Genomic DNA, 17,085 nt, shown 5'->3' on the forward strand with positions numbered 1-17,085 from the left:
TTTTATAAAACCAAATCATTTATATTTTTTGGTATTTCTAAACTATCAATAAAATTATCAAATTTATCCATATCTAAAACACCTATCTCTTCGTAACCTAACAATGAAAGTTTTTCTCTTACTTTTGTTCTTGATATATCATTGTTGACAATAAACTCATAAAGTGCTTTATTTTGAGGGAATCTTTCTTCTATATATTCTAAAACTTTTGTTTTATAATCTTTTTTCCCTTCAATTTCTACACTTACCTCTTCATAAGAAACTACTTTTTCTTTCTCACTCTCATTGTCTACATAGTTATGTTTTAAGTATTTTGCTAAATGTTCTGGTTCAGGGAATAAGCTATATCTATTTATTCCTATTTGATCAAGTTCTTCAAGCAATTGTTTTTTATACTCTTTAGGAATGATAATTCTATTTTCATCCCTTTTTACATCAAATTTTATTTTTTTATCATAACTACCTTTATTTGAAAAAATAAAAAAGTCTCCATCTTGTTTTATCACTCTGTTATTATTTTTATTACTTTTTACTAATGCAAACTCTTTATTAAGTATTCTCTCTAACTCTTTTTTTGAAAGCTCTACACTTAACTGCTCTTTTACAAAACTATAAAAACTATTTACTCCAAAATCATACTTTACTTTTGGAAGTAAAGAGATAATATCTACCTCTTTTTTATCATAATTTTCAAGTTCACTAAAAATATATACTGCTCCGTCACTACATTTTTTGCAATCTTTCGTACACTCTTTTTCACATTTTTGATGGGTAATACATGCAAAATATAAAGCCACTAAAGAGTTTTTTGTGATATCTAAAAGTCTAGTTGGTAAGCCTTGATGTTGCATATATACAAGTTTGTCTATAACTGAACTTAGTTTTGACATCTCATTATAAAGGTTTCTTTCCATTTCATAGTAAAGATTGTGTTCATTAAACAAATGATCTCGAAATACGCTTGGTACCAAATCCCAATTTGCATTACTTTGACCTCTAAAATAGTTGGTATATTGTTTCTCTGCGGGTAGTTCCAAACTTTTTATCTGTTCTTTGACACTTTTTAAGTAATCCTCTACATGTTTTATTGTCATCTTATACCCTTATCTCACCACTTATAAGTTTTGGTAAAAGTGCATCTCTTTGTTGTTTTAATATTTGATTTTGTTGTTGATTTTGTTGTATTTGTTCAAAAATTGGTTTAACAATATGTGAAAACTTTTCACATATATTTTTACTTATTGGAAAACTCAATTCACGTATAGCTTTCAATGATAAATTTTTAATTGTAGTTCCATTTGCATAATTAAAAAGGTACTGTTTAAAATAGTCACTTTTGAATAAACAAGCTATAAAAACTTTATAATAATTCTCTAAAACATTTATATAACATACACTTTTACTAAGAAATATTTTTTCTTCATTATAAAAAGCAATATTTCCTAATGTTCCATTTATTGATAAAAAAATAGTATTTTCATTTAATTCTTTTTTATACTTTTCATATTCTTCTTTATTTGTTCTTTTTGTTTTTTGATCTATTTCAATCATTCCATTGACTAAATTATTACCATTAATAAAAAAATACTCTCCACCATCTATATACTTTGGAGTGCCATGTAGTCCATCTCCTATTTTTGATGATATACTTTTTAAATCTAAAACTTCCCAATTAATAGGTATTTCTCCCAATTCACTTGGTTTCATATCTCCGCCACTATCTTTATAGGGTTTGCCTTGATTATTTGGAAAATTGAAGTTTTCAAACCACTCTTTAAAGAGTGTACTTGCCATCTCTTCTAAGGTTTGATTTATTTGATTATTTATCTCTATTTTATCATCAAAGGCAGATAAAATATCTGCTATTCTTTTTTGTTCATTAATATCTTTAGGAATTATAAAATTAAATTCTCTCATAGCTTTAAGAGGCATATTTTTAATAGTTGTCCCCGTTGCATATGTATCTATGTAATATTTAAAATAATCAGTATTCAATGTATGTTTAATGAAATTTTTATTAAACTCTTCTAAAACATTAAAATAACAAGCACTTTTACCTAAAAAAACTTTTTCTCCATTATAAACTGCAATATTTCCTAAGGTACCATTGATTGATACTAAGATAGTCCTATCATTCAAAATTTTTTTATATTTATTATATTCTATTTCTGAACATTTTTTTGTTTTCTCATTAATTACAATTCTTCCATTTAATAAATTATTACCATTGATAAAAAAATACTCTCCATTATCAGAATAATTAGGTGTTCCATGTAATCCATCACCTAAAATAGAAGTAACTTCCTTGAGTTTTTTTTCTTCCCACCCTTGAGGCAATTTATTACTCACTTTGCCACCTTATAATAGGTACTTCTACCATTTCCACATCTTTTTAATATTTTTTTATCTTCCACAAGTGTTTTTAAAATCTCATATACTTTTGTACTTTGTAGTCCTGTTAACTTTACAGCTTCTTTTCTTGTAATTTTTTGATTATCTAAAATATAAATTAAAATAGCTTTCTCTTCAATAGTTAATCGTTCGTAATCGTTCGTAATCGTTCGTAATCGTTTGTAATCGTTCATTTCTGGCAGTATTCGTTCGTAATCATCCGTTTTTCTATCTTGTGGACGATAAAACTCCACATCTACAAAGTCACTTTTCTCTTCTATCATTGGCTCTTTTAAATGATTTTCAAGACAAAGGGTTTTTATCCTTTTTATTCCACTTCCCCACTGTTCTATTAGTCCCAACTCTTTAAAGATATTTGCTAATACTTTGTTTCTAGTCTCACTTCTACCATTTTCTATATCCTCTTTTGTGATTGTATTTGGGAAGCTTCCAGGACTTACAATATTTACAATATCATCATAGACCCCTACTTTTATATCCCTTCCACTATTGGTATAGTCCCTATGAATAAAAGCATTTATCAAAGCTTCCCTTAGAGCTACAAGGGGTATCTCATAGGTATCTGTTCTTTGGAGTGCTTTTATCTCACCTTTTAGATTTATGTGATTTAGTATAAAGTTTTGTGTATTTTCAAGGTTTGAGAAGATATCACTTTGGTACTCTTTTTTATCTATAAACATATCCATGGTGATACCCTTAAATCTTGCGCACTTTACACTAGTGTGAGAAAAGGTTCCAAGGATGATAAGCAATGCATTTGTAGCATAGGTTTTGTTTGACTCTTTTTTGATAAGTTTTAGGTTCTCTAACTTTTTCTCATCTAAAGTTTTTCCTACACTTTTAAAACTCTCATATAGTGGTGTTAAGTCTAAAGATTCAAACTCAATATCATAGTTTACCTCTTCATCAAAACCTATATTTCTTTTTTGTCTCTCTAGTTCAAGGATATTTTCATACTCTGCTTTTCTATTGCTTGCACCTACTCGTATGTAAGTTCCTTGATTTTTACCTTCACTTTTTAGATAATAGGGCAAAAGATTTCCCCTAAAAACTTCTACTACAAGAAGAAGTTTTCCTTCACAATTTACAGTATAGATTTCAGGAATAATATTTGGCGTACAGTTATCATAGATAATAGAAGCTATTTTATCTTGAAGTTCAAAGATATTTTCCTCTTCTATTCCTACAATATTTCTATCATCATCTACTCCGATGATAAGTTTTCCTCCAGCTGTATTGGAAAAAGAGATAACTGTTTTAGCTATTTTCTTATTTTCTGGTAGTTCTTGCTTAAACTCTAAAGTCTTGCTTTCTCCTAAAGATATCTGCTCAATTAATCTCATAGCCTAAGCCTTTTAGATTCTCTTTTATCTGTTTTTCTAAAATATTTGACTTCTCAAACTGCTCTTTTAGTTGAGTGGATAACTTTGTCATCTTCTCTTCAAAAGGTATACCATCATCTTCTTCTTGCGCTATTCCCACATATCGCCCAGGAATTAATACATAATCATGTTTTTGTATCTCTTCAAGGCTTGCACGCTTGCAAAAACCTTTTATATCTTTATAGTTTCCCTCTTTGCTTTTGTATGCGTGATAAGTGTCAGCTATGGATTTAATCTCCTTTTCACTTAATTCACGGTGTTTTCTTGTAACCATCTCCCCAAGATTTCTTGCATCTATAAAAAGTGTTTCACCTGTTCTATCTCTATGTTTTTCATGGGATTTATTTTGAGAAAGTATCCAAAGGCATACAGGAATACCCGTAGAGTAAAAAAGCTTATCAGGAAGTGCAACTATAGCATCTACCTTATCATCCTCTATCATAGCCCGTCTAATATTTCCTTCATTTGAAGTATTTGAACTAAGACTTCCATTTGCAAGTACAACTGCACCTAGTCCTGCTCTACTTCCAAGGTGAGTGAGAATATGAGAAAGCCAAGCATAATTTGCATTTCCAACAGGAGGAATTCCCCATTGCCATCTATCATCATCTTTGAGTCTTTCCCCTCCCCAATCAGAGATATTAAAAGGGGGATTTGCCATAGCGAAATCTGCTTTAAGGTTTTTGTGCAAATCGTTGTGAAAACTATCTGCATGGTGAGCACCAAGATTTCCATCAAGACCACGAATAGCCAAGTTCATTTTACACAATCTCCAAGTAGTAGGATTACTCTCTTGTCCATATATTGAGATATTGTTTATATTTTGAGAATGCTCTTGAATAAATTTTCCAGACTGAATAAACATACCACCACTTCCACAAGCTGGGTCATAAACTCTTCCTTTATATGGTTCTATCATCTCAACAATAGTTTTTACAACAGAAGTTGGAGTATAAAACTCACCCCCTGTAATATCTGCAAAAGCATTTAAAAAGTATTCATATACTCTACCCATCAAATCTTTTTCATCGTGATATTTTGCAGATACATTTGTAATCAAAGTGATAAGCTCACCAAGTTTTGTTTTATCTAAATCTGGTTTTGCATATCTTTTGTCCATCACACCCTTTAAAGAGTTATTCTCTTTTTCTATTTGCAAAAGGGCATTGTCTACTAGTTTTCCTATTTCTGGTGAATTTGCATTATCTCTTAAAACTTGCCATCTTGATTCTTTTGGAACCCAAAAAATATTATCCATGATATATTCATCTTTATCTTCCTCAAAACCATCACCCTCTTGTACAAGTTTTTCATAACGTTCATTAAATTTATCAGAGATATATTTTAAGAAAATAAGACCTAAAACAATGTGTTTATACTCTCCTGCATCCATATTGTTTCTAAGCTTATCAGCCATCTTAAAAAGTTCTTTTTCAAATCCTACATTTGCAGTAGTTGTCATATATTTTATTCCTAAATTTTCATAAATAATTTTTACTAATGATTTTATCTAATATTCTATTAGGTATTTGTTATATTCCACAAATTGTAGAATCGATAGATTATTTACATCTATTAAAAATAATTAAAGGCTGGCAAAAATTTAAAGACTTAAAAGAATATGCAGATTTTTAAATAGGTCAAGGCGGAAAGAAAATTATACGAAGGATTTTACTTGTGCTAAATGAGTTTGTATAATTTTCTTTCCAACGAAGAGATATGACGAAAGATGTGTATTATTTTAAGTCTTACTTCCCTACCAACTCATACATAGCTTTAATCTCCTCCGCCCAAATAGTTTCATCAATAGTCTCCAACACAAGAGGAATATCATCCATTCTTTCATCATTCATAATAAATTCAAAAGCATCCCAACCAATTTTTCCTTTTCCTAAACTATCATGTCTATCTACTTTGCTTCCAAGTTCTGGTTTTGAGTCATTTAGATGCATTCCCATTAGATATTTTCGTCCAACAATTTTGTCAAACTCTCCCCAAGTTTTATCATATGTTTCACGTGTTCTTATATCATAACCTGCTGTAAACATATGACAGGTGTCAATACACACGCCAACTCTGCTTTTATCTTCAATTTTATCAATAATATAAGCCAAATGTTCAAACTTATATCCTAAATTACTTCCTTGACCTGCTGTGTTTTCTATTACAAGTTTTACGTCTTTTGTTGCTTCGATTGCTTGATTCATTGACAGGGCAATTCTATCAAGACACTCCTCTTCACTTATTTTTCTTAAGTGACTTCCTGGATGAAAATTTAGTCTATCAAGTCCTAAAATCTCACATCTTTGCAGTTCATGTATAAAACTTTGTAGTGATTTTTCCCTTGCCTCTTCACTTGGATGTCCTAAATTTATTAAATAACTATCGTGTGGCAAAATATGTTTTGGTTCAATTTTACTTTTTTCTAACTCTTTAAACCACTTGTCAACTGTTTTACTATCAAGCTCTTTTGCTGTCCATTGTCTTTGATTTTTTGTAAAAAGAGCAAAAGCCTTAGCTCCGATTTGTGTTGCATTTATTGGAGCATTAAAGACTCCTCCACTTGCACTTACATGTGCGCCTACATATTTCATTATTAAATTTCCTTGATTTTTTTATTTTGTATTCTACTAAAAAAGTCTGTTGTTAATTTTAAGAAGATTTTGTAAAAATTTACTCTTTTACAATTTTTATTAAAATATTATTCTCTTTATCTCTAAAAAGAGTATTTTTTTTATTTTCTTCAAAAAGTTTTTTTATAAATTTATCTTCATATTTGCTACTTAAAAACTCTTTGTTAAAACTTTTATAAGTTTGACAAGCAAAAGTATCTTTACATATTCTATCATCATACATTTCTAAATTTAAAACAACTGTTCCCGCACTTAAAACTTGCACTTGGGTATAGTTTTTGTATATTGAGATAAATCCTCTGTCGTAAAATTTTATTTTCGGAGTTTTAATAAGTATTGTAGCACTTGAAACAATTTTTGGTTGATTAAAAGAACAAGCAGAAAAGCTTAATAAAATGATTACAATAAGAGCTATTTTTTTTATCTCTAATCCTTTGTTATAAAAAGTTTCACTATAATACTGAAAAATTTTATAATAGATAATAAAAGGTTATAATTGTTAGTACATATATGTTGCGCGGTCGATTCACATTACTTTTTAGAAAAAATTCAAGAGGAGTTTCCAAACGAAAAGATTGTAGGATTCTTCTATGACCCAAATATTCATCCATATAATGAGTATAGACTAAGATATTATGATGTTGAATATTCATGTAAAAAACTTGGTATTGAACTTTTAGAGGGTCCATACAATCTTGAAGAGTGGCTAAAAAAAGTAAAAGGGCTGGAAAATGAACCTGAAAAAGGTGATAGATGTACCGTTTGCTTTGACGATAGATTAGAAACAAGTGTAAAAAAAGCTATTGAATTAGGACATGATAAATTTACAACAACCCTTTTAATCTCACCTAAAAAATCCCAAGATAAGTTAGAAAAAATAGGTAAAGATTTAGAAAAAAAATACAATTGCCAATTTATTTTCAAAGATTATAGAAGTGGAAATGGAACTCAAAAGCAAGGGGAAGTTGTAAAAGAAAATTCACTTTATAGACAAAACTACTGTGGTTGTATTTACGCTTTAAATGCCCAAAGGGAACATCAAAATAAAATTATGGATGAGATGTTTTCACCAATATCAAAACAGATTCTACCTGAATCAATAGAGAGCAGACTTGAACTTTATAAAAAAAGAGATGAACTTCAAGAGCAAGGGATCCCTTTTAAAATAATCAAACAAAGATTTTTAAACTATAGATTACTTAGAGGAACTGTAAAGATTGATAAAAAAATAGTGCCTTCTTATATTCTTTGTTACTCAACACTTAGTAAAAGAAGAACAAGTGCAAATATAGTTTATGAAAAAAATGAGATTTTTTATTTAGGAAAAGATGAAGTAAAACTTTTAAGCCTTCAAATTTTTAATGATATAGGAAATAGCTCATACAAAAATGTAAAAAGTCTTATTTTCAATCCACCAACTTTTGAATCTGAACTAAATATTAGAGATGCCATTACCAAAAATCCTTATGGTCTTTCAACTATTATTATCGTAGATGAAGTGATAGATGGAAAATATGAGATAGAGTTAGATGCCGTTGTTTATGAAGATGTAAAAGAGGTTATTATATGAGGCTTTTAGTGTGTGCTTTGGAGACCTCTTCAAATATACATCTAAAAGAGCTAAAAAAGTCTCTAAACTCTGATGTAGAGTTTGTAGGCGTATTTGATAAAGAGCTTGGTACCCCTTATATGGACCTCTCAAACCTTGCAATTATGGGATTTATTGATGCTATAAAAAAACTTAGATTCTTTTTCAAACTAAGGGATGATTTAGTAGAACTTGCAAAAGATTGTGACAAAGTTTTGCTTATGGATAGTTCTGGTTTTAACCTACCACTTGCAAAAAAAATAAAACAAACCTATCCAAATAAAGAGATTATTTACTATATTCTGCCTCAAGCTTGGGCATGGAAAAGAAAAAGAGTTTTTGCTTTAGAAAAATATTGTGACAAACTTTGCTCGATTTTACCCTTTGAGAGTGAAATCTACACACAAAAAGATAAAATAAAATATGTAGGGCATCCACTTTTAGATGAGATAAAAGAGTATAAAGAGGAACTAATCCAAAGTAATATCATCTCTTTTATGCCTGGAAGTAGAAGAAGTGAGATAAAAAGACTTCTGCCAATCTACAAAGAGATAGCTTCTAAACTAGAGAATAAAAAATGCGTATTGATTGTTCCAGCAAAATTTTCACAAGATGAAATAAAAGATATTTATGGTAACATATGCATGTTTTTTGAAATATCAACAAATGCTCATAAAACCCTCTATGAGAGTGAATTTGCATTTATTTGTAGTGGAACTGCGACACTTGAGTCTGCTTTGATAGGAACCCCCTTTGTACTTAGCTATATTGCTAAATCCTTAGACTATTTTATTGGTCGAAAACTGGTAAAACTAGAGTATGTTGGATTGGCAAATATTTTATATAAGTGCATAGATAATACTGTTTTACACAAAGAACTACTGCAAGACGAGGTTACAGTAAAAAACCTCTTTGATATTTATGAAGATTTTAATAGAGAAGAATTTATAAAAAATGTACACAAACTCCGAGACTACCTGCAAAAAGGGAGTTCAAAAGAGGTTGCAAAAATAATAGAAAACGAGTAGATATATGAAGATTAATTTTATTGATTTACAAGCTCAATACAAAGCCTATGAGCAAGAGATAAACAAAGAGGTTTTAGAAGTTATGGCCTCTGCTCAGTTTATTGGGGGGCAACAAATCTCAACATTGGAAAAAAATCTAGCACAATTTTGTGGAACAAAAGAGGCACTTGCTTGTAGTAGCGGAACAGATGCTCTTCTTTTAGCACTTATGGCACTTGATATTAAAGAAGGCGATGAAGTTATTACTACACCTTTTACTTTTATAGCAACTGCTGAAGTTATAGCTTTTTTAAAAGCTACACCTGTTTTTGTAGATATTGATGAAACAACTTACAATATTGACCATACAAAAATAGAGGATAAAATAACTTCTAAAACAAAAGCTATTATTCCAGTCTCTTTATATGGTCAAACTGCAAATATGGATGAGATAAATGCCATAGCTTCAAAACACAATTTATGTGTTATTGAAGATGCTTGTCAAAGCTTTGGAGCAGAGTATAAAGGGAAAAAATCTTGTAATCTTTCACATATTGGTTGTACAAGTTTCTTCCCATCTAAACCTTTAGGTTGTTATGGAGATGGTGGAGCTATTATGACAAATGATGAGAATCTTGCTTCAAAAATGAGGATGATTTTAAATCATGGTCAAAATGAAAGATATAGCCACAAATATGTTGGAATAAATGGAAGACTTGATGCTATTCAAGCTGCAATTTTGAATGTAAAAATGAAACATTTTGATAAAGAAATTGAAGCAAGAGCAAAAATTGGTCAAAAATATATTGACGAATTAAAAGATGCAAAAGGGGTTACTCCTCCAACAATTTTAGAGGATAGAACTTCAGTATTTGCACAATTTACACTTCTTTGTGAAAATAGAGAAGAGCTTCAAGCAAAACTTAGCCAAGCCTCTATTCCTACAGCTGTACACTATCCTAAACCTTTACATCTTCAAGAGGTTTTTGAATATTTAGGATACAAAAAAGGTGATTTTCCTATTAGCGAAAGAGTTTCACAACAAGTTATCTCACTTCCTATGAGTCCTTTTTTAACAAAAGAGGAACAAGACTATATTATTAAGACTATAAAAGGATAGAGTTTAAGATGCTAAATATTGCTATTATAGGATTAGGTGCAATGGGAAGAAACCATTATAGAATCCTAAAAGAGAGTAACAAAGTTAACATAGCAGCACTTTGCGATGTTGACACAAGCAATACCTATGATGAAAATTTTTATACTGATGTTGAAAGTTTAATAGAGAATGAAAACATTGATGCAGCAATTGTTGCTGTTCCAACATTTCTACACCATGATGTTGCAATAAAATTAATAAAACACAAGATTCCACTTCTAATAGAAAAACCCGTAGCTTCAACACTAAAAGAGGCTGAAGAGATTTTAAAAGCGGCTAAAGAGTTTAATGTAAAAGTTGCAATTGGACATGTTGAGAGATTTAATCCAGTTGTAAAAGCTTTAAAAGATGAACTAAAAGATAAAGAGATTTATAGTATAAATATCACAAGAGTAGGACCATTTCCTCCAAGAATTGCAGATGTTGGAGTATTAACAGACTTAAGTGTACATGATATAGATTTAACAAGATATATAACCCACAAAAATATTATGAGAAAAGCAATATTCAAATCTCAAAAAATACATAATCACTATGAAGACAATGCCATAATTTCATTTGAATTAGAAAATGATATTATTGTAAACCTTACAACAAATTGGCTAACACCATTTAAAAAAAGAACAATAGAAGTAGCTTGTAAAGAGGCTTACTACGAAGCAAATCTGATAACTCAAGATTTAACAGAGTACTCTCAATACCACACAAATAACTCTTATGTAACAAGAAACTGTTTTGTAAAAAAAGATGAACCCCTTAAAAAAGAGTTACAAGAGTTTATAAAATTTGTTCAAGGTGGTGATGACACAGAACTTTGTTCAATTGAGGACAGTATGATTACATTAGAAATAGCAAACCAGGAGGAATAATGTTAGACATTAACGAAATACAAGAGATTTTACCACATAGATACCCATTTTTATTGGTTGATAGAATTACTGATATAGAGAAAGGAAAATCAATCATTGGTTATAAAAACATCTCTATTAGTGAACCTGCATTTTTGGGACACTTCCCAGGGCATCCTATCTATCCAGGTGTACTTATTTTAGAGGGTATGGCACAAGCTGGTGGAGTTCTAGCATTAAAAAGTAATGATTTAACAAAAGAGCAATTAGCTGCAAAAGTTATCTATTTTATGAGTATAGATGGTGCAAAGTTTAGAAACCCTGTAAAACCAGGTGATAAACTTGAATATAGAATAGAGATTAAAAAACTTAGAGGTACACTAATTGTGTTAGAGGGTAAAGCTTATGTAGATGAAACCCTAGTTGCAGAAGCTGAATTAAAAGCTATGATTGTAGATAAATAATTGGACAAAATATGAGTAACATTCACACAACTGCTATAATCGAAGATGGAGCACAAATTGGTGAAAATGTAGTTATTGGTGCATATTGTATTATTGGTAAAAATGTAAAAATTGGAGATAATTCAGTTATTGATTCCCATACAATTATTGAAGGGAAAACAACAATAGGGAAAAACAATCACATTTTTTCACATGCTACAATTGGAACAATTCCACAGGATTTAAAGTTCAAAGGTGAAGATGTTGAACTTATTATTGGAGACAATAACAAAATTAGAGAGTATACGCTTTTTAATCCTGGAACAATTGGTGGGGGAGCAAAAACAGTAATTGGGAACAATAACTTTTTTATGGGTTATGTTCATATTGCCCACGATTGCAAAATTGGTAATAACTGTATTCTTGCAAACTGTGCAACCCTTGCAGGCCATGTTGAGATTGATGATTTTGTTGTAATTGGTGGTATGACACCAATTCATCAATTTTGTAAAATTGGTTCTGGAGTTATGGTAGGTGGAGGTTCAGTTGTAACGCAAGATATTCCACCATTTTGTCTTGCTGAAGGTAACAGAGCAAAAATAAAAGGGCTAAACCTTACAGGTCTTAGAAGAAGATTTGAAAAAAGAGAAGATGTGGATTCTTTAAAAGCTGCATATAAAGCTCTATTTAGAGGGCATAAACCTTTAAAAGATATTGCAACGGAACTTTTAAACGAAACAAGTGATAATAATGTTAAAATGTTATGCGAGTTTATTTTAAACACAACAAGGGGAATACCTTTTGAAAGAAAATAGGAGAATATGATTTTATGAGTCAACTTGAATGTGATTTTTGTGGAGCACCAGATACAAAGGATAATCCTATCATCTCTGGAGACAATGCTTGTATTTGTAAAGCTTGTGTAGTTGCTGCATATGAAATAATGACAGGAACAAAAATTCCTGATGAAGATAATGAAGAACAAATTGGAGAGTATAAAGCTCCAACAGAACTAAAAACTCCTGCTCAATTAAAAGAGATATTGGATGATTATGTTATAGGTCAAAATAGAGCAAAAAAAGTGCTTTCTGTTGCTGTATATAATCACTATAAAAGAATTTTTAGAAAAGATGAATTTGAAGAAGATATAGAGATAAATAAATCAAATGTACTTTTAATAGGACCAACAGGTTCAGGAAAAACTTTACTTGCTCAAACTATCGCAAAATATCTTGATGTTCCACTAGCAATTGCAGATGCTACAAGCTTAACAGAGGCTGGATATGTTGGAGATGATGTTGAGAATGTTGTAACAAGACTTTTACAAGCAGCAAATGGTGATGTAAAAAAAGCTGAAACTGGAATAATCTTTATTGATGAAGTTGATAAAGTTGCAAGAATGAGCGAAAACAGATCAATAACAAGGGATGTTTCAGGGGAAGGTGTTCAACAAGCACTTCTAAAAATAATAGAGGGTTCTGTTGTAAATGTTCCGCCAAAAGGTGGAAGAAAACACCCTGGACAAGATGCAATCCAAGTTGATACTACAAATATCTTGTTTATTTGTGGTGGAGCTTTTGATGGACTTGAAGAGATTATCAAAAAGAAAAAAGGTGGTAATGTTTTAGGATTCAATCAAGAGAAAAAGAGCAAAAAAGATAATGAAATTCTTTGTGATGTTGAATCTCATGATTTAGTAAAATATGGACTTATTCCAGAGTTAATTGGAAGACTTCATATGATTGCAACTCTAAATGAGATCTCTGAAGATGATATGATACATATTTTAACTGAGCCTAAAAATGCTTTAGTTAAACAGTATGTAAAACTTTTCCAACTTGACAATGTTGAGTTAGAGTTTGAAAAAGATGCATTAAAAGAGATTGCAAAACTTGCGATTGAGAGAAAAACTGGTGCTAGAGGTTTAAGATCAATTTTAGAAGATATTATGTTAGATATTATGTATGATTTGCCTCAGTTTAAGGATAAAAAAGTAATTATAACAAAAGAAGTTGTTACAAAAGAGAAAGAACCAAAAATAGCTTAAAGAAGGGACGTAGATGTTATTAGACAAACTAATTGGAATATTTTCAAATGATATGGCAATAGACTTAGGTACTGCAAACACAATTGTTTCAGTAAAAGGGAAAGGGATTATTATAAATGAACCATCTGTTGTTGCAGTTCAAAACGACAGATATGGGAAAGATAAAATCTTGGCTGTTGGGCAAGAAGCTAAACAGATGATTGGTAAAACTCCATTAAATATTACTGCTGTTAGACCAATGAAAGATGGTGTTATTGCCGACTTTGAAATGACTGAGAGAATGATTAGATATTTTATTGAGAAAGCTCACTCAAGAAAATCTTTTATTAGACCAAGAATCATCATCTGTATCCCTTATGGTATTACGCAAGTTGAAAGAAAAGCTGTAAAAGAGTCAGCTCTAAGTGCAGGAGCTAGAGAAGTATTCCTTGTTGAAGAACCAATGGCAGCGGCAATTGGTGCAGGTATCCCTGTATCTGACCCATCTGGTTATGTGGTTGTTGATATTGGTGGTGGTACAACTGAAATTGGTGTTACCTCTTTAGGTGGATTGGTTCTTTCAAAATCTATCAAAGTTGCAGGAGATAGATTTGATAAAGCAATTATGGAGTATGTAAGACAAAACTACAACCTATATATTGGTGAAAGAACAGCTGAAAATATTAAAATTGAGATTGGTAGTGCTATTAAACAAGAGCATGAACTAAAAATCAAAGTAAAAGGTAGAGACAACTCTGGACTTCTATCAACTATTGAATTAGGGTCTGAAGGTGTTAGAACAGCTATTAAAGAACCTCTAAGAGAGATTGTATCTGCTGTAAGATCTGTATTAGAGGATATGCCACCTGATTTAGCAGGTGATGTTGTTGATAATGGTGTTACACTAACAGGTGGAGGAGCACTAATTAGAGGACTTGATAAATATCTAGCAGATATTATCAAACTTCCAGTAAGAGTTGCCGATGAGCCACTATTAGCAGTAGCTTATGGTACAAGTAATGTTTTAGATCAGGACGCCCTATTAAAATTAATTACTAATGATTAAGTTTCTCTTTTTTGTACTTTTTCTAGCGATCTCTTTAGGCTACATCTTTGAAGTTGATGAGATGATTGCTAGAAATATAAAACCCTTTGAAGCAGTAAAAAGATTCTATATAGACACAATAATAACTATAGAACAAAAGAGTGAAAAATATTTTAGACAAGCTTCAACTATTCAAGAACTTCAAACAGAAAATGAAAAACTAAGACTATATAAAACTCTTTATGAGTCTGCACAAAATCAGTTAGACTCAGTTTTAACTACAATAAAAAATCCAAACTCAACTACAGCTCAAGTAAAATTTGTAAATGTTCTTTCATATGTAGATTTTGATAACTTTACAAAAGTTTGGCTTGATATGAAAAAAGTGGATAACTCTATATTAGGGGTGATTTCTGACGGTTATGCAGCTGGAATTGTTGTAAATCAAAATGGAAGAGCAAAAGCTTTATTAAATGGAAATGAGAAATGCAACTATGCTATTTTTATTGGAGAGAACAGAGCACCAGGAATCATCCATGCTTCTAAAAACAAAGATGAACTTATAGCAAAATTTGTACCTATTTGGTTTAATATCAAAGAGGGAGATGAAGTTATAACTTCAGGTATGGATAATATCTTTTTTGAAGGCTTAAAAGTTGGAAAAGTAACTGCTATCCAAAAGATGCAAGATATTCAAGAAGTAAGTATAAAACCCTATGCAAATGTACTTACACAAAACTCATATTTTGTATATAAAAGAGTGACTAAAGAAGAAAAAGAAGAGAATAAAACTGAGCAAAAAACAGATGACAAATCTTGAAATTTTATTAGCTAAACAAAAATATATAATCCTAGATGGTGCTCTAGGGACACAGATGCAAAAAAATGGATATGATATTAACGACTCTTTATGGTCAGCTAAATTTCTTGCAGAAGATCCAAAAGCTATAGAAGAGATACATTTACAATACCTTGAAGCAGGAGCTGATTGTATAATAACATCATCATATCAAGCTAGTATTGAAGGGTTTTTACAAAAGGGTTTTACAAAAGAGAAAGCCAAAGAGTTAATAGTTCTTTCAATAAACCTTGCAAAAAAAATTAGAGATGAATTTTGGCAAAATCTTAAAGATAAAAGCAATAGAGGAAAACCCCTTGTTGCTGCTTCAATTGGACCCTATGGAGCATTTTTGGCAAACGGTTCAGAGTATACAGGAGAGTATAATATCCCTAATGAAGAGTTAAAAGAGTTTCACAAAAAAAGATTGGAGATAATTGCAAAAACAAATCCTGATCTTTTTGCAGTTGAAACAATTCCTTCATTAAATGAAGCAAAAATAATATGTGAACTTTTAAAAGCCTTTAATATTCCAGCCTGGATAAGCTTTAGTGCAAAAAACTCTTCACTTACAAATGCAAATGATGATATTAAAGAGTGTGCGAAATATCTTGATGAGCAAAAACACATAACTGCCCTTGGAATAAACTGTACTGCCCCAGAACACATCTCTTCACTAATTAAAAATATAAAAGCTGTTTCTTCAAAACCTATCGTAATATATCCAAATGGTGGCTCAAAATATAATCCACTAACTAAAAAGTGGGAAAGTAGTTCTACAGATTCAAAAGAGTTTGGGAAACTTGCAAACCTATGGAAAAATGATGGAGCTTCAATTATAGGTGGATGTTGCCAAACAGGTCCAGAAGAGATAAAAGAGATAAGAAGAGTTCTGCTCTGTTAATAACTAGCCATTATCCCTTCAACTCTATCCCAAGTCAAATCATCATTTTTATTTTGGAACATATTGTAAATATATCTAGCAAACATATCTGTCTCTAGGTTTACTTTTGAGCCAATTTTATAAGTCTCAAAAAGTGTATTTTTTATAGTATGGGGAATAATTGTAAGTCTAAAAGAGTCTTTTAAAACCTCATTTACAGTTAATGAAACACCATCAATAGTTACACTTCCTTTAGGGATAATATATTTTGAAAACTCTTTAGGAAGGGAAATTGTAAAATCTGTTGAATTTCCATTGTTTTTTATAGATTTAATTGTACCTAAACAGTCCACATGTCCTTGGACAATATGACCTTCAAATCTATCTCCCATCATCATTGCTGGCTCAATATGAACTTTACCTCTATAATTTTCCATAGCTAAAATACTTTGGGTTTCAGGTGAAAGCTCCACACTAAAAGTATCATTTGTTACTCTAATAACAGTAAGACAAGCTCCATTTACAGCAATAGAATCTCCAATTTTTGGTTTATATTTTGCTTTTAGTGTTAAAGTACTATTTTTTAGGCTAAGAACCTCAGCCATCTCACGAATAAGACCTGTAAACAAAGGATTTCCTTTTAAAAATTCTAAAGAGGAGCAATGAATTACTCCTTGTAATCTTAAATATAAAGTATTAACTAACTTCAATGTGATATAATACCGAAAATTTATTAAGAGAGTAATTTCGAGCAAATTTCTTAGATAAGTGGAAGAAAACATTTATCTAAGAGATTTCCATTAATAAATATTAAATTATTA

The 17,085-nt window shown here is 30.6% G+C and carries 17 protein-coding genes; 10 read left to right on the plus strand and 7 right to left on the minus strand.

Annotated features, from left to right (window positions below):
* Positions 1–2: 2 nt before the first annotated feature.
* From AEBR_RS14550 to AEBR_RS14580, 6 genes are all read right to left on the minus strand, one after another.
* Positions 3–1,094, minus strand: coding sequence for an FRG domain-containing protein (locus tag AEBR_RS14550; RefSeq protein ID WP_129087128.1), 1,092 nt, complete (start codon positions 1,092–1,094; stop codon positions 3–5).
* 1 nt (position 1,095) lies between these two features.
* A complete protein-coding gene (locus tag AEBR_RS15470; protein WP_206732667.1) occupies positions 1,096–2,349 on the minus strand; it encodes a restriction endonuclease subunit S in 1,254 nt (417 codons plus the stop codon).
* The gene (locus AEBR_RS14565) at positions 2,346–3,755 is read right to left on the minus strand and encodes an RNA-binding domain-containing protein (protein WP_129087129.1); all 1,410 of its coding nucleotides are present in this window, start codon (positions 3,753–3,755) and stop codon (positions 2,346–2,348) included. Before AEBR_RS14565 ends, AEBR_RS15470 begins: the two co-directional genes overlap by 4 nt.
* Positions 3,742–5,256, minus strand: coding sequence for a type I restriction-modification system subunit M (locus tag AEBR_RS14570; protein ID WP_129087130.1), 1,515 nt, complete (start codon positions 5,254–5,256; stop codon positions 3,742–3,744). The genes AEBR_RS14565 and AEBR_RS14570 overlap by 14 nt, the downstream gene beginning before the upstream one ends.
* A 286-nt stretch (positions 5,257–5,542) precedes the next feature.
* Positions 5,543–6,388: a deoxyribonuclease IV gene (nfo, locus tag AEBR_RS14575; protein ID WP_129087131.1), complete on the minus strand. Its 846-nt coding sequence runs from the start codon at positions 6,386–6,388 to the stop codon at positions 5,543–5,545.
* 79 nt (positions 6,389–6,467) lie between these two features.
* Complete coding sequence (locus tag AEBR_RS14580; RefSeq protein WP_228712176.1) at positions 6,468–6,692, minus strand: hypothetical protein; 225 nt, start codon at positions 6,690–6,692, stop codon at positions 6,468–6,470.
* Positions 6,693–6,923: 231 nt separating this feature from the next.
* Between AEBR_RS14580 and AEBR_RS14585 the strand changes: the two genes are divergently transcribed.
* From AEBR_RS14585 to mmuM, 10 genes are read left to right on the plus strand one after another with little or no spacing between them, the layout of a single operon-like run.
* The gene (locus AEBR_RS14585) at positions 6,924–7,997 is read left to right on the plus strand and encodes an epoxyqueuosine reductase QueH (RefSeq protein WP_129087133.1); all 1,074 of its coding nucleotides are present in this window, start codon (positions 6,924–6,926) and stop codon (positions 7,995–7,997) included.
* Entirely contained in the window at positions 7,994–9,043 is a 1,050-nt protein-coding gene (gene lpxB / locus AEBR_RS14590) for a lipid-A-disaccharide synthase (protein WP_129087134.1), read from the plus strand. The genes AEBR_RS14585 and lpxB overlap by 4 nt, the downstream gene beginning before the upstream one ends.
* Before the next feature lie 4 nt (positions 9,044–9,047).
* Complete coding sequence (locus AEBR_RS14595; RefSeq protein WP_129087135.1) at positions 9,048–10,142, plus strand: DegT/DnrJ/EryC1/StrS family aminotransferase; 1,095 nt, start codon at positions 9,048–9,050, stop codon at positions 10,140–10,142.
* Positions 10,143–10,150: 8 nt separating this feature from the next.
* Positions 10,151–11,050 (plus strand): Gfo/Idh/MocA family protein, encoded by a 900-nt coding sequence (locus tag AEBR_RS14600; protein WP_129087136.1) that lies wholly within the window; start codon positions 10,151–10,153, stop codon positions 11,048–11,050.
* Positions 11,050–11,493, plus strand: coding sequence for a 3-hydroxyacyl-ACP dehydratase FabZ (gene fabZ, locus AEBR_RS14605; RefSeq protein ID WP_129087137.1), 444 nt, complete (start codon positions 11,050–11,052; stop codon positions 11,491–11,493). Before AEBR_RS14600 ends, fabZ begins: the two co-directional genes overlap by 1 nt.
* A gap of 11 nt (positions 11,494–11,504) precedes the next feature.
* Positions 11,505–12,287 carry an acyl-ACP--UDP-N-acetylglucosamine O-acyltransferase gene (gene lpxA / locus AEBR_RS14610; RefSeq protein ID WP_129087138.1) on the plus strand — a complete coding sequence of 261 codons (783 nt, stop codon included), beginning with the start codon at positions 11,505–11,507 and terminating at the stop codon, positions 12,285–12,287.
* 14 nt (positions 12,288–12,301) lie between these two features.
* The gene (gene clpX, locus AEBR_RS14615; RefSeq protein WP_129087139.1) at positions 12,302–13,519 is read left to right on the plus strand and encodes an ATP-dependent Clp protease ATP-binding subunit ClpX; all 1,218 of its coding nucleotides are present in this window, start codon (positions 12,302–12,304) and stop codon (positions 13,517–13,519) included.
* Between the two features lie 13 nt (positions 13,520–13,532).
* Positions 13,533–14,564, plus strand: coding sequence for a rod shape-determining protein (locus AEBR_RS14620; RefSeq protein WP_128982438.1), 1,032 nt, complete (start codon positions 13,533–13,535; stop codon positions 14,562–14,564).
* A complete protein-coding gene (gene mreC, locus AEBR_RS14625) occupies positions 14,557–15,363 on the plus strand; it encodes a rod shape-determining protein MreC (RefSeq protein WP_129087140.1) in 807 nt (268 codons plus the stop codon). The genes AEBR_RS14620 and mreC overlap by 8 nt, the downstream gene beginning before the upstream one ends.
* Positions 15,350–16,285, plus strand: coding sequence for a homocysteine S-methyltransferase (mmuM, locus tag AEBR_RS14630; protein WP_129087141.1), 936 nt, complete (start codon positions 15,350–15,352; stop codon positions 16,283–16,285). The genes mreC and mmuM overlap by 14 nt, the downstream gene beginning before the upstream one ends.
* Here the strand turns inward: mmuM and AEBR_RS14635 are convergent.
* Entirely contained in the window at positions 16,282–16,893 is a 612-nt protein-coding gene (locus AEBR_RS14635; protein WP_129087142.1) for a riboflavin synthase, read from the minus strand. The two genes, mmuM and AEBR_RS14635, sit on opposite strands and share 4 nt — an antisense overlap.
* Between the last annotated feature and the right edge of the window lie 192 nt (positions 16,894–17,085).

It is taken from the genome of Halarcobacter ebronensis (genome assembly GCF_013201825.1).
Lineage (GTDB): Bacteria > Campylobacterota > Campylobacteria > Campylobacterales > Arcobacteraceae > Halarcobacter > Halarcobacter ebronensis.